This window comes from uncultured Enterovirga sp. (assembly GCF_964242715.1).
GTDB lineage: Bacteria > Pseudomonadota > Alphaproteobacteria > Rhizobiales > Beijerinckiaceae > Enterovirga.
In genome coordinates this window covers 13,641-25,322 of record NZ_CAXTAZ010000033.1, presented here as the reverse complement: position 1 = coordinate 25,322, position 11,682 = coordinate 13,641, and the positions used below count along the sequence as shown (strand labels likewise).

15 protein-coding genes are annotated in these 11,682 nt (G+C 68.8%); 10 read left to right on the top strand and 5 right to left on the bottom strand.

Annotated features, from left to right (window positions below; all coding sequences use genetic code 11):
* The first annotated feature begins 225 nt into the window (after window positions 1-225).
* The gene (locus ACFE87_RS16050; protein ID WP_375460657.1) at window positions 226-639 is read left to right on the top strand and encodes a DUF350 domain-containing protein; all 414 of its coding nucleotides are present in this window, start codon (window positions 226-228) and stop codon (window positions 637-639) included.
* Here ACFE87_RS16050 and ACFE87_RS16045 read toward each other — a convergent pair whose 3' ends face one another.
* Both ACFE87_RS16045 and ACFE87_RS16040 read right to left on the bottom strand, forming a co-directional pair.
* Window positions 640-1,197: a CoA-binding protein gene (locus ACFE87_RS16045; RefSeq protein ID WP_375460656.1), complete on the bottom strand. Its 558-nt coding sequence runs from the start codon at window positions 1,195-1,197 to the stop codon at window positions 640-642.
* Window positions 1,182-1,997: an enoyl-CoA hydratase gene (locus ACFE87_RS16040; protein ID WP_375460655.1), complete on the bottom strand. Its 816-nt coding sequence runs from the start codon at window positions 1,995-1,997 to the stop codon at window positions 1,182-1,184. The genes ACFE87_RS16045 and ACFE87_RS16040 overlap by 16 nt, the downstream gene beginning before the upstream one ends.
* Window positions 1,998-2,111: 114 nt before the next feature.
* Between ACFE87_RS16040 and ACFE87_RS16035 the strand changes: the two genes are divergently transcribed.
* From ACFE87_RS16035 to ACFE87_RS16015, 5 genes are all read left to right on the top strand, one after another.
* The gene (locus ACFE87_RS16035; protein WP_375460683.1) at window positions 2,112-2,525 is read left to right on the top strand and encodes a PaaI family thioesterase; all 414 of its coding nucleotides are present in this window, start codon (window positions 2,112-2,114) and stop codon (window positions 2,523-2,525) included.
* A gap of 180 nt (window positions 2,526-2,705) precedes the next feature.
* Window positions 2,706-3,167 carry a 50S ribosomal protein L13 gene (gene rplM, locus ACFE87_RS16030; protein ID WP_375460654.1) on the top strand — a complete coding sequence of 154 codons (462 nt, stop codon included), beginning with the start codon at window positions 2,706-2,708 and terminating at the stop codon, window positions 3,165-3,167.
* A gap of 1 nt (window position 3,168) precedes the next feature.
* Window positions 3,169-3,648, top strand: a complete 480-nt coding sequence (gene rpsI, locus ACFE87_RS16025) for a 30S ribosomal protein S9 (RefSeq protein ID WP_375460653.1) — start codon at window positions 3,169-3,171, stop codon at window positions 3,646-3,648.
* Between the two features lie 293 nt (window positions 3,649-3,941).
* The gene (argC, locus tag ACFE87_RS16020; RefSeq protein WP_375460652.1) at window positions 3,942-4,913 is read left to right on the top strand and encodes an N-acetyl-gamma-glutamyl-phosphate reductase; all 972 of its coding nucleotides are present in this window, start codon (window positions 3,942-3,944) and stop codon (window positions 4,911-4,913) included.
* Window positions 4,914-4,941: 28 nt separating this feature from the next.
* A complete protein-coding gene (locus tag ACFE87_RS16015; protein WP_375460651.1) occupies window positions 4,942-5,865 on the top strand; it encodes a polysaccharide deacetylase family protein in 924 nt (307 codons plus the stop codon).
* On the opposite strand, the gene ACFE87_RS16010 is transcribed toward ACFE87_RS16015, so the two are convergent.
* Window positions 5,850-6,791, bottom strand: a complete 942-nt coding sequence (locus tag ACFE87_RS16010) for a LysR family transcriptional regulator (RefSeq protein ID WP_375460650.1) — start codon at window positions 6,789-6,791, stop codon at window positions 5,850-5,852. The two genes, ACFE87_RS16015 and ACFE87_RS16010, sit on opposite strands and share 16 nt — an antisense overlap.
* 67 nt (window positions 6,792-6,858) lie before the next feature.
* Here ACFE87_RS16010 and ACFE87_RS16005 point away from each other — a divergent pair, with 67 nt between their 5' ends.
* Window positions 6,859-7,398: a flavin reductase family protein gene (locus ACFE87_RS16005; protein WP_375460649.1), complete on the top strand. Its 540-nt coding sequence runs from the start codon at window positions 6,859-6,861 to the stop codon at window positions 7,396-7,398.
* Between the two features lie 17 nt (window positions 7,399-7,415).
* Window positions 7,416-8,411, top strand: a complete 996-nt coding sequence (locus ACFE87_RS16000) for a Gfo/Idh/MocA family protein (RefSeq protein ID WP_375460648.1) — start codon at window positions 7,416-7,418, stop codon at window positions 8,409-8,411.
* Between the two features lie 7 nt (window positions 8,412-8,418).
* Here the strand turns inward: ACFE87_RS16000 and maiA are convergent, their stop codons facing one another.
* The gene (gene maiA, locus ACFE87_RS15995; RefSeq protein ID WP_375460647.1) at window positions 8,419-9,069 is read right to left on the bottom strand and encodes a maleylacetoacetate isomerase; all 651 of its coding nucleotides are present in this window, start codon (window positions 9,067-9,069) and stop codon (window positions 8,419-8,421) included.
* Between the two features lie 32 nt (window positions 9,070-9,101).
* On the opposite strand from maiA, the gene ACFE87_RS15990 reads away from it, so the two are divergent.
* The gene (locus tag ACFE87_RS15990) at window positions 9,102-9,662 is read left to right on the top strand and encodes a carboxymuconolactone decarboxylase family protein (protein ID WP_375460646.1); all 561 of its coding nucleotides are present in this window, start codon (window positions 9,102-9,104) and stop codon (window positions 9,660-9,662) included.
* A 16-nt stretch (window positions 9,663-9,678) separates the two neighbouring features.
* On the opposite strand, the gene ACFE87_RS15985 is transcribed toward ACFE87_RS15990, so the two are convergent.
* Complete coding sequence (locus tag ACFE87_RS15985) at window positions 9,679-10,617, bottom strand: NAD(P)-dependent oxidoreductase (RefSeq protein WP_375460645.1); 939 nt, start codon at window positions 10,615-10,617, stop codon at window positions 9,679-9,681.
* Between the two features lie 33 nt (window positions 10,618-10,650).
* Between ACFE87_RS15985 and ACFE87_RS15980 the strand changes: the two genes are divergently transcribed.
* Complete coding sequence (locus ACFE87_RS15980; protein WP_375460644.1) at window positions 10,651-11,562, top strand: NAD(P)-dependent oxidoreductase; 912 nt, start codon at window positions 10,651-10,653, stop codon at window positions 11,560-11,562.
* Window positions 11,563-11,682: the final 120 nt, after the last annotated feature.

Here is an 11,682-nt window from a genome sequence, read left to right as displayed (position 1 = left end):
GGGCGCGACTGCTCGCTCGGCGGACGGTCCGAATCAGGACGTTCGTCCTGCGTTGCCGGGCTGGGTGCGTGCGTCGAGGCCCCACTTCCCGGGACACGTCAGCATGCGGAAGGTAGTGGCATCTCCAACCTCCTCATGCTGAGGTGCGAGCCAACGGCGAGCCTCGAAGCACGCCAAACGGTAAAGCCAGCTCGGATCGGGCTGCGGATGGGGCAAAATACGCCGATGGCCGACGGACAAATGTTGGCGGCGCTCTCGGCGCTGCAGACCTTCGCGATCTATTTCGGGACGGCGCTCGGCCTCGTCGTGCTCTACCTCGTCGCCTACCCGGCCGCGACCTCGCGTAACCAATTCTCGCTCGTTCGCCAGAACGTGCTGTCCGCCTCGCTCGCGCTCGGCTTCAGCCTGGTCGGCTTCGCGCTGCCGCTCTCGAGCGCGCTCGTCTATTCACGGGAGGTGCTGGACACGGTGATCTGGGGCGTCGTCGCGATCCTCGTCCAGATCCTCGTCTACTGGCTCGTCCGCCTCCTCGTGCCGCGCCTGCCGCACCGGATCGCAGCGGGCGAGATGTCGGCCGCGCTTTTCCTCGGCGCCGCCTCGCTCGCGGCCGGCATTCTCAACGCCGCCGCGATGCGCTGATCAGAGCCTGCGGTCGATCGTGAGCTTCTGAAAGCCCTTGCCGGCGAGGGCAGGGCGTTTCGAGGACAGGATGCGCGAGTTGATGCCCTGCCAGCCGATCTCGCCGGAGAGCCGGCCGTATTCGATCTTGGGGCAGCGATTCATGATCACCGTGACGCCCTCGGCCTCGGCCCGCGCGGCCGCCGCATCGTCCCGGACGGAGAGCTGCATCCAGATCACCTTCGGCAGGGGCCGGAGCGCCAGCGCCTCGTCCGTGACGCCGCCCGCGTCGGCCGAACTCCGGAATATCTCGACCATGTCGATCGGGCGGGGGATCTCGGCGAGGCTGGCATATCCCGTCGCGCCGAGCAGCGTCCGGCCGGCGAGGCGCGGGTTCACCGGGACCACGTCGTAGCCGCGATCGATCAGGTATTTGGTGACGATGTAGCTCGGCCGGGCCGTGTTGTCGGAGGCGCCGACGATCGCGATCGTCCGCACCTCCTTCAGGATCCTTCGGATCGCCTCGTCCGGGTAGCTCTCATGTCCCGGCGAGACGGGCTGGGTCACGATCCCGTCCATGCCGGGTCCCGCTTTTCGATGAAGGCGCCGATCCCCTCCTCGGCGTCGCGCGCCAGCATGTTCTCGGTCATCACCTGGGATGCATGCGCGTAGGCGTCGGCGAGGCTCATCTCCGCCTGTTCGTAGAAGGCCGCCTTGCCGATCTTGACCGTATGCGGCGACTTCGAGGCGATCACGGCCGCGAGCCGCAGCGCCTCCGCGAGCGCCTCGCCAGCGGGGACGACGCGGTTCACGAGGCCGATCCGGGCGGCATCCTCGGCCGGCACCATCTCGCCGAGCAGCAGCATTTCCATCGCGTGTTTCGGGGCGACGTTGCGGGAGAGCGCGACCATCGGCGTGGAGCAGAAGAGCCCGATATGGACGCCCGGGGTCGCGAAGCGAGCGTCCGCGCCGGCGACGGCGAGATCGGCCGAGGCGACGAGCTGGCACCCGGCCGCGCTCGCCACTCCCTCGACCGCCGCGATCACGGGCTGCGGCAGCCGCACCACACGCTGCATCATGGCCGAGCAGCGTTCCAGCAGATCGGCGAAATAGGCTCGGCCGCGGTCCGGATCCGAGCGCCGGGCCGTCATCTCCTTCATGTCGTGCCCCGCCGAGAAGGCCGGCCCGGATCCCGCGAGGATGACGGCCCGCACCGACGGATCCGATCCGATCCGGTCGAACGCTTCCGTCAAGGCCTCGATCAGCGCCTCGGACAGGGCGTTGCGGCTCGTCGGCCGGTTCAGCGTCAAGACGGCGATGCCGCCCGCACGGTCCTCCCGAAGCAGGACCGGGATGTCGAAGCTGGTTTGCGCGTTCATGGGGCCTGGCTGGCGAGATCGCGTGCGTCTCGCGCCTATTGTCGGGTCCGCCCCGTCATGCTGCAAGGCCGGGATGGCCGGAGCCGGAACAGACCTGTGACGAAGCTGCCCTTGATGACGCGCGACGAGGTCGAGGCTCTTCTCGAGCGCGAGTTCCCGCAACTCTACGCGGACGGACCGAACCACGTCATCGAGGAGGTCGGTCCCCTGACCGCGAGCCTCCGGCTCGTCGTCACCGACCGCCACCTCAGGCCGGGCGGCACCGTCTCGGGACCGGCCATGATGCAACTCTGCGATGTCGGGCTCTATGTCGCGATCCTGGCCAATGCCGGCCCGGTGTCGCTCGCGGTCACGACGAACCTCTCCTTCAACTTCCTGCGCAAGCCGGAACAGCGCGACATCATCGCCCGCTGCCGGCTCCTCAAGCTCGGGAAGCGGCTTGCGGTGGGCGAGGTCAGCCTAGCCCATGCCGGTTCGGACGACGTCCTGTGCCACGCCGTCGGGACCTATTCGATCCCGCCGCGGTGATGCGGTATTTTGATACCGTATGTGACAAGACATTGCTGAAACTGCGGAATCGGCCCGGACAGCGCCTTGACCTCGCACGGATGCCGGGCTATGTGCCGGGCCTCGATGCCTCTCTGGGGAGCGTCGCGCGTTCGGCGGCCCGGCCGCCCTGCTCCGGCCGCCGGCCATCTGGAACCTGACATGAAGACGTTCTCTCTCAAGCCCGCCGATGTCGAGAAGAAGTGGATCGTGATCGACGCCGAGGGCCTCGTCGTCGGCCGCCTCGCCACGATCGTCGCGATGCGGCTCCGCGGCAAGCACAAGCCGATCTACACCCCCCACGTCGATTGCGGCGACAACGTCGTCGTCATCAACGCCGACAAGGTGAAGTTCACCGGCCGCAAGCTCGAGCAGAAGGTCTATTACCACCACACCGGCTATATCGGCGGCATCAAGGAGCGCTCGGCCAAGTCGATCATGGCCGGCAAGTTTCCGGAGCGGATCGTCGAGAAGGCGGTCGAGCGCATGCTGCCGCGCGGGCCGCTCTTCCGGAAGATCATGGGCAACCTGCGGGTCTACAAGGGAACGGAGCATCCCCACGTCGCCCAGCAGCCCGAGCCATTCGACGTCGGCGCCCTCAACCGCAAGAACGTGAGCAACTGACATGGCTGTCCTCCAGTCCCTTTCCGACCTCGGCCAGCAGATCGCCCCCGCCCAGGCGGACGAGGCGCCCCGCTACGAGAAGAAGATCGACGCCCAGGGCCGCGCCTATGCGACCGGCAAGCGCAAGGACGCGGTCGCCCGCGTCTGGATCAAGCCGGGTTCCGGCGAGATCACGGTGAACCAGCGTCCGGTCACGCAGTATTTCGCCCGGCCGGTTCTGCGGATGATCATCCAGCAGCCGCTCCAGGTCGCGAACCGTCTCGGCCAGTACGACATCGTCGTCACGGTCGCGGGCGGCGGGCTTTCGGGCCAGGCCGGCGCGGTGCGCCACGGCCTGTCGAAGGCCCTGACCCATTTCGAGCCGGATCTCCGGCCGCCACTGAAGCGCGAGGGCTTCCTGACGCGGGATTCTCGCGTGGTCGAGCGCAAGAAATACGGTCGCAAGAAGGCCCGCCGCAGCTTCCAGTTCTCGAAGCGCTGATCCGGTCTCTCCGGGCTCGGGAAGGCGGCCACATGGCCGCCTTTCCTCGTTATACGGCATGGCTCTAGAGGGGACGTTCGCGTGCTGCATCGCCGCTCGCAGGCCCGTGATTGACTTCGGACCGTCGCGCTGTCATGTCGCGGCGATGACCCGCCTCCGCTCCCTTCGACGTCGTTCCTCCGAGCGACCACGCGCGGGCTGAGCCGGGACTTCGAGCCTCATCAAGCCGCGCTGCAGCGCGGCTTTTTTATTGCCTCTGCTGCCGCGCACCCTCCCAGACGAGAGACGCGATCATGAACATGGTCTTTCAGGCGGCAAAGCCGGCCCGGGCCGGGATTTCGACGATCTTCATCGATGGCGAGGCCGGGACGACGGGCCTCGAGATCCGTGAACGCCTCGAAGGCCGACAGGATCTCGCGATCCGGTCGATCGCGCCGGAATTCCGGAAGGATTCCGAGGCCCGGAAGCGGATGATGGCCGAGGCCGATCTCGCCATCCTGTGCCTCCCCGACGCGGCCGCCCGGGAGGCGGTGGCGTTGGCGGATTCGCTCGGCCCGGACGCGCCCCGGATCGTGGACGCGAGCACGGCCCACCGCACCGTCCCCGACTGGACCTATGGCTTTGCCGAACTCGCGCCCGGCCAGCGCGAGGCCATCGCCGGGGCACGCCGGGTCGCCAATCCCGGCTGCTACGCGACCGGGGCGATCGCTCTCCTCCGTCCGCTCGTGGATGCGGGCCTACTGCCGGCCAGCCATCCCGTGTCGATCAATGCCGTGTCGGGCTATAGCGGCGGCGGCCGCACCATGATCGAGGCCTTCGAGGGCGGGCAGGGACCGGCTTTCGAGCTGTACGGGCTCGGCTTCGAGCACAAGCACCTGCCCGAGACGATGGTGCATGCGCGGCTGACGGCGCAGCCGATCTTCATCCCGGCGGTCGGGCATTTCCGTCAGGGCATGCTGGTCGCCATCCCGCTTCATCTCGACCGGATTCCCGGCACGCCGAAGGTGGCCGATCTCGAAGCCGCGCTCAGGGCGCATTACGGCGCGGCCGAGGGCGGACAGGTCAGGGTCGTGTCGGCCCCGCCCGACGAGCGGCTCGAGCCCGAGGCTCTGAACGGGACGGACCTCATGGAATTGAGGGTTTATGGCCGGGACAAACACGCCCTTCTCGTGGCGCGGCTCGACAATCTCGGGAAGGGCGCCTCGGGCGCGGCCGTGCAGAATGCCGAGATCATGCTCGGCCTGGAGCCGGCCGGGCGGTCCTGAAAGGTCATCTAGGACGGAGGAGACGCGGTTGACCGACAGGGCAGGCGAGGTCGGCGGCTCGGTACGAGACCGGATTCCCTACCAGCCGATCACGAGGCGTCCGGCGCTGAAGCTGCCGGGCGGCGCGCGGGTCGCGGTCTACACCATCGTCAATGTCGAGACCTGGCGCCCGACGCTGCCGATGCCCCGGACCGTGCTGCCGCCGCCGATGGGTCAGCCGCTCCTGCCGGATGTCCCGAACTGGTCCTGGCACGAATACGGGATGCGGGTCGGCTTCTGGCGCTTCATCGAGGCGCTCGGCAGCCGCGGGCTGAAGGCGACCTTCGCCGTGAACGGCAGCTCCTGCCGGGTCTATGAAGAGGCCTGCGCCGCGGCGCGCGAGGCCGGCTGGGAGTTCATGGGCCACGGCTACGTGCAGGGCCCGATGCACAAGGTCGAGGACCAGCGCGCCGCGATCGCGGACACGATCGCGGCGATCCGCGACTTCACCGGACGAGCGCCGCGCGGCTGGGAAAGCCCCGGGCTGACCGAGACCGACGAGACGATCGACCTCCTCGCCGAGGCCGGGATCGAATACGTGGCCGACTGGGTCCTGGACGACCAGCCGGTCCCGGTGAACGTGCGGTCCGGCCGGATGGTCGCGATGCCCTATCCGGTCGAGGTGAACGACGTCGTGATCTCGGCCGTGCAGCTTCAGGGTTCCGACGAAATCCTCCGCCGCGGGCGGGACACGTTCGACCGCCTCTACCAGGAGGGCGCGACGACCCCGCGGATCATGCCGATCTCGATCCACCCCTATCTCACGGGCGTGCCGCACCGGATCCGCTATCTCGAGGAGCTCTACGACTACATCCTCGGCCACGAGGGCGTGGCCTGGATGACCGGGGAGGAGATCCTGGACTGGTACCTCGCGGAGACGGACCGTCTCGGCCAGGATCAGGCGGCCCGGTAGGTCGCTTCAGGGGCCGCCCATCGCGAGTTGATGCGCCGGGCCTCTTCTTCGAGGACGGCCAGGAAGGCGCCCGCGACAGGAGAGATCGCGCGTCGGGCCGGCTCGATCAGGACGAGGTCGAGTGTCAGCGACGGCGAGGCGAGCGGGTTGATGAGCAGGTTCGTGGGTTCCTCCTCGCCCGCCACCATGATGCCCGGCAGCACCGCGACCCAGTCTGAGCGGCCGACGAGGTCGAGCGTCCCGAACATCGCGTCGAGTTCGATCAGCCGCTCGATCGCGACGCCGTTCGAGGCGAAGTAGGATTCGATGCTGATCCGGCGCGTATTCACCCGGCTCGGGACCACGAGCCGGAGCGGGCCGAGCTCGGCGGGACGCACCGGCTCCATCGTCCGCCGCGGCCAATGCGCCGCGGACCCGACGAGCACCTCCGGCGTCCGCATGAAAAGCCGGCTCACGATCCCGGCGATGGCGGCCGTGCCGGGTACGATGGCGAAGTCGAGTTCGGCGCCCCGGACGAGGTGGGTGAGCGTCCCGCTATAGCCTTCCACCACCCGGATGGCCGTATTCGGATGGGCGGACGTGAACCGCGCCAAAGCCGGCGCGAGGACGCACCGGGTCATCGTCGGCATCAGCCCGACCACGACCTCGCCTTCGAGGCCGCCGCCGTAGGATTGCGCCACCTTCGTCGCCGCGTCGTGGGCGCGCAGAACGTCGAGGCAGGCCCGGTAATAGGCGTCGCCGGCGGGCGTCGCCGTCACGCGTCCCTTGTCGCGGCTGAAGAGTGCCACCCGGAAGCGCTGTTCCAGCTTGCGGATATGCTGCGAGACGCCCGATTGCGTGGCGTTCTCGCGCTGCGCGGCGACCGTGAACGAGCGTTCCTCGTAGGCGGCCACGAAGAGCCGGATGTCCTGAAGACTGCCGACCATCCCGCGCCCCGGCATCGCGTTTATTGATGACGCGGAGAAGAAACCATCATTTTCCGAGCGAATGCAAATGCGCTACCCGGCGCCCATGACCATGCTGTCCCTGCCGCTGGATGGAGACACGACCGACCCTCGCCTGCTGCGGCAGGCGCTCGGCCGCTTCGCGACCGGCGTGACGGTGATCACCACCTGCACGCCCGACGGCAAATACGAGGGCCTGACCGCGAATTCCTTCTCGGCCGTGTCGCTCGACCCGCCGCTCGTGCTGTGGAGCCTCAGGCTCGCCGCGCCGTCGCTCGAGAGCTTCACCTCGTCCGGCCATTTCGTCGTGAACGTGCTCTCGACCTCGCAGAGCGTCGCCTCGCGCCATTTCGCGACGCCGCGGCACGACAAGTTCGAGGACGTGGACTTCTCCGCCGGGATCGCCGGTTGCCCGATGCTGGACGAGAGCCTCGCGATCTTCGAATGCCGCACCGAGACCACGGTCCAGGGCGGCGACCACATGATCTTCATCGGGCGCGTGATGCAGGCGCATTACCGCGACGGCGAGCCGCTGATCTTCGCGGCCGGCCGCTACGGGACGCATCTGCCGCTGCCCGAAGACGCCTGACGAACGGGGGATGGGACGTGATCAAGGCTGCCGTGGCCGGGCTCGGCTGGTGGGGACAACACATCGTCCGGCGCATGGCGGGTTCCGAGGTCCTGCGAATCGTGGCGGCCGTCGAGACCAATCCGGAGCGCTCCGCCTTCGCGGCCGAGCACGGGATCCGGTTCGCGTCCGAGTTGCCGGAGGTGTTGCGGGACCCCGAGATCGACGCGGTGATCCTCGCGACCCCGCACGCGCTCCACACCGGGCAGGTTCTGGCCGTCGCCGCCGCCGGCAAGCATGTCTTCTGCGAGAAGCCGCTGGCGCTGAACCGTGCCGATGCCGAGCGCTCCGTCGAGGCCTGCCGCCAAGCGGGCGTCATGCTCGGGATCGGGCACGAGCGGCGCTACGAGGCGGCGATCGGCGAATTGCGCCAGCTGGTGCGGAGCGGCGCACTCGGAACCATCATGCATGCGGAGGCGAATTTCAGCCACGACAAGCTCGCGAACGTCCCGGAAGGCGATTGGCGCGCCTCGCCGGCCGATGCCCCGGCGGCCGGGATGACGGCGATGGGCGTCCACCTCACCGACCTCTATCTCGACCTGTTCGGGCCCATCCGGGAGGTCTTCGCGGCCACGACGAGCCGGGTCGCCTACCACCGGACCGGGGACGTGATCTCCGTCCTCCTGCGTTTCGAATCCGGCGCGACCGGCTACCTGAACGCGATCCTGGTGACCCCGCTCTATATCGGGCTCACCGTCTTCGGCTCCGAGGGGTGGGCCGAGATCCGCAACCACACGCATCCGGACACGCCGGGCCCGACGACGCTCACCGTGCAATACCGCGACGGCCGCCGCGAGAGCCGGGATTACGACTGGCGCGACACGGTCCGGGAGGGCCTCGAGACGTTCGCGCGGGCGATCGGCGGCGCGCCCTATCCTTTCACGGAGGCCGAGAAGGTCGGCAACGTCGCCGTGCTCGAAGCCATCTGCCGTTCCGCGGCGACCAATGCTCCCGTGGCCGTCGAGCCGGCGTGAGCGATCCTTACGCCTGGGGCGGCGCGCCCGCCTGGCGGAGCGGATGGGCATCGGCGAACGCCGCCTCCGCCAAGCAGCTTTCCGCGATGCGCGTCACATGCGGCAGGTTCTCTGGCCGGGCGCCGAAGAGATTGGCGCCCACCGTGAGGCTGACGAGACAGATGTCGGCGATCGTCGCCGTATCGCCATGACAATAGCGCCCGGTCTCCGGCTCCGTCGCGAGATGGCTCTCGATCGCGGTGAGGCCGGCCTCGATCCAGTGCCGGCACCATCGTGCCCGCGCCTCCTCCGCGATCCCCAGCTCGGCATCCAGATATTCGCGCACCCGCGGGACGATCAAGGGGTGCGAATCGGCGGCGACGATCGCGGCAAGTCCGCGGACACGCGCCCGGCCGCGCGCGTCGGTCGGCAGGAGTGGCGGCTCGGGACGGGTTTCTTCGAGATATTCCAGGATCGCGAGCGATTGGAACAGGACAGGACCTTCTCCGTCGACCAGCGCCGGCAGCACCATCTGCGGGTTGACGGCCCGGTACGACTCGCTGCGCTGGACGCCGGCTATGAGATCGATGGAGGTCTCTTCGAAGGAAATCCCTTTGAGGTTGAGCGCGATCCTCACGCGGAAGGTCGCGAGCGACCGCCAGAAGCCCCAGAGCTGCAATCCCGCCTCCCTCACCCTACGACGAGGATCTGATGCCCCGCCTTCCCGATATCGAGCCGGACACGTTGAGCCCTGAGCAGCGGCGTGTCTACGACGCCATCCTCTCGGGGCCGCGCGGGGTCGTGCAAGGTCCGCTGCGGGTCTGGGTGAACAGCCCGGATTTGGCCGAGCGGGCGCAGGCGCTCGGCGCCTTCTGCCGCTACGGCACGAGCCTGCCGCAGCGTCTGTCGGAACTCGCCATCATCACCACGGGCGCGCATTGGCAGGCCGGGTTCGAATGGGCGGTCCATGCCCCGATCGCGCTTCAGGTCGGGCTCGACCCCTCCGCCGTCGAGGCGATCCGGGTCGGTCGGGAGCCGATCCTCGACAAACCCGACGAGAAGGCCGTCTACGCCTTCGCCTCCGAATTGCTGCGACAGCGACGGGTGTCGGATGCGACCTACCGGCAGGCCGTCGAAGCACTGGGCCAGATCGGCGTCGTCGATCTCGTCGGCGTGCTCGGCTATTACGGCCTGATCTCCATGACCATCAACGCCTTCGAGGTCCCGCTGCCCGAAGGGGAGGCGGACCCGTTCGCTGAAGCGGCCCGATGAGATCAGCGGCGGACGATCAGGCCTTGCCGGGCCAATAGGACGGCAGGCTCGCGCCGTCGCGGCTGTCCCAGCCGGCCTCCGCCGCCTCGTCGTAGACGGCGAGCGTGCGCTCCGCGAGCGGGAGGCTCGCGCCGCGGGTCTTGGCCTCCGCCACCATCGTCCTCAGGTCCTTGCGGATCGAGCCGATGTCGAAGGCGGGAGGCGGGTCGCCGCCGGACAGGGCTTCGGCGATCGCGGGCCCGCGGACCTTGAGCACGTTCGCGCCCCCGGACGTGTCCGAGAAGAATTCCATCAGCCATTTCGGGTCGTGGCCGAGATGGCGGCAGAGGGTCAGCGCCTCGCCGAGTGCCTGGTAGAAGACGAGAAGCGGCAGGTTGATCGCGAGCTTCATGCTCGCTCCCGCGCCGACCGGGCCGACATGGTCGAGCCGGCGGCAGAGCCCGTCGAGGATCGGGCGCGCACGCTCGACATCGGCCGCCTCGCCACCGGCGAGCCCGAGGAGCTTGCCGGTCCGTGCGGGCATCACCGTGCCGCCGACCGGGCATTCGACGAAGATCGCGCCGGTCCGCCGGACATCCTCGGCGAGCCGGATCTCGGTCTCGGGCTGGACCGTGCTCATGTCGACGACGAGCTTGCCGGCGAGGTCGGCCGAGAGAAGGCCGCGCTCGCCGCGATACACGGTGTCGATCGCGCCGGCGTCCGTCAGGATGGTCATCACCGCGTCGACCTGGCCCGCGAGTTCGGCCGGCGAGGACGCGACGGTTGCCCCGGCATTGGCCAGCGGCTTCGCCTTCTCAGGCGACCGGTTCCAGACGACGACGTCGTGCCCGAGTTCCTGCAGCCGGGCGGCCATCGCAGCGCCCATGCGGCCGAGGCCCGCCACTCCGATGCGCATTCCTGCCTGCCTATTTATCTCCCGATCAAAAGCGCTAGCATGGGGTCCTGAACATGCCAACGCGGACGCCGACGCCGCGGGCAGGGAGGCTGCATGAGGGACATCGCGGGGATCGTCGGCCTCGGGATCATGGGCGGCGCGATGGCCCGGAACCTCGTGTCCCGCGGCTGGGAGGTGGTCGGTTTCGATCTCAGCCCCGAGCGGCGCGAGGAGGCTGCCCGGAACGGCATCACGCTGGCGGCCGACGTCGCCGATCTCGCCCGGCGCGCGCCCTTGATCATCACGAGCCTGCCGAGCCCGGCCGCCGTTCGGGCGACCGCGGACGCGATCGCGGCGACCGATGTCCCGCCCCGCATCGTCGCGGAGGCGAGCACCCTCTCGCTCGAGGACAAGCTCGCCTTCGAGGGGACCTTGTCGGGGGCCGGACATGTGTCGCTCGATTGCCCGATCTCGGGGACCGGGGCGCAGGCCGAGACCCGCGACCTCGTCGTCTATGCGAGCGGCGACGCGGGCGCGATCGCCCGGATGATGCCGATCTTCGCCGATCTGTCGCGCGAGGCGCACGACCTCGGCCGGTTCGGCAACGGCACGCGCATGAAGCTCGTCGCGAACCTGCTCGTCGCGATCCACAACGTCGCCTCGGCGGAAGCGATGGTGCTGGGCACCAAGGCGGGGCTCGATCCGGACCAGATCGTGAGGCTGATCTCCACTGGGGCCGGGACCTCGCGCATCTTCGAATTGCGGGCACCGATGATGGCGGCGGATCGCTACGAGCCCGCGACCATGAAGGTCTCGGTCTGGCAGAAGGACATGGACGTGATCGGCCGCTTCGCGGCAGATCTCGGGGTCGAGACACCGCTCTTCTCGGCCTCGGGCCCCGTCTACGCTGCGGCGATACAGGCGGGGCTCGGTCCGCTCGACACCGCTGCGGTTTGCAGGATCATCCAGAGCCGATCGGGCGGCGAAGCCATCAGTCAATCTGATCGCGCGACCGCGATTTTATAATTTTCGAGCCTGGCGACCCACACCTAACGTCCAGCCAAGAACAGCATACGGGAGAGAATATTCTGAGCGTGGCGCTGGACCATCGGTCCCCACTCGGCCCTGGCACGGAGGGGCAACACC

What these genes read in the sequence shown, in the direction of transcription:
- ACFE87_RS16050 (WP_375460657.1), top strand. Translation starts at nt 226, where the DNA reads ATGGCCGACGGACAAATGTTGGCGGCGCTCTCGGCGCTGCAGACCTTC.
- ACFE87_RS16045 (WP_375460656.1), bottom strand. Translation starts at nt 1,197, where the DNA reads ATGGACGGGATCGTGACCCAGCCCGTCTCGCCGGGACATGAGAGCTAC.
- ACFE87_RS16040 (WP_375460655.1), bottom strand. Translation starts at nt 1,997, where the DNA reads ATGAACGCGCAAACCAGCTTCGACATCCCGGTCCTGCTTCGGGAGGAC.
- ACFE87_RS16035 (WP_375460683.1), top strand. Translation starts at nt 2,112, where the DNA reads ATGACGCGCGACGAGGTCGAGGCTCTTCTCGAGCGCGAGTTCCCGCAA.
- rplM (WP_375460654.1), top strand. Translation starts at nt 2,706, where the DNA reads ATGAAGACGTTCTCTCTCAAGCCCGCCGATGTCGAGAAGAAGTGGATC.
- rpsI (WP_375460653.1), top strand. Translation starts at nt 3,169, where the DNA reads ATGGCTGTCCTCCAGTCCCTTTCCGACCTCGGCCAGCAGATCGCCCCC.
- argC (WP_375460652.1), top strand. Translation starts at nt 3,942, where the DNA reads ATGAACATGGTCTTTCAGGCGGCAAAGCCGGCCCGGGCCGGGATTTCG.
- ACFE87_RS16010 (WP_375460650.1), bottom strand. Translation starts at nt 6,791, where the DNA reads ATGGTCGGCAGTCTTCAGGACATCCGGCTCTTCGTGGCCGCCTACGAG.
- ACFE87_RS16005 (WP_375460649.1), top strand. Translation starts at nt 6,859, where the DNA reads ATGCGCTACCCGGCGCCCATGACCATGCTGTCCCTGCCGCTGGATGGA.
- ACFE87_RS15990 (WP_375460646.1), top strand. Translation starts at nt 9,102, where the DNA reads ATGCCCCGCCTTCCCGATATCGAGCCGGACACGTTGAGCCCTGAGCAG.
- ACFE87_RS15980 (WP_375460644.1), top strand. Translation starts at nt 10,651, where the DNA reads ATGAGGGACATCGCGGGGATCGTCGGCCTCGGGATCATGGGCGGCGCG.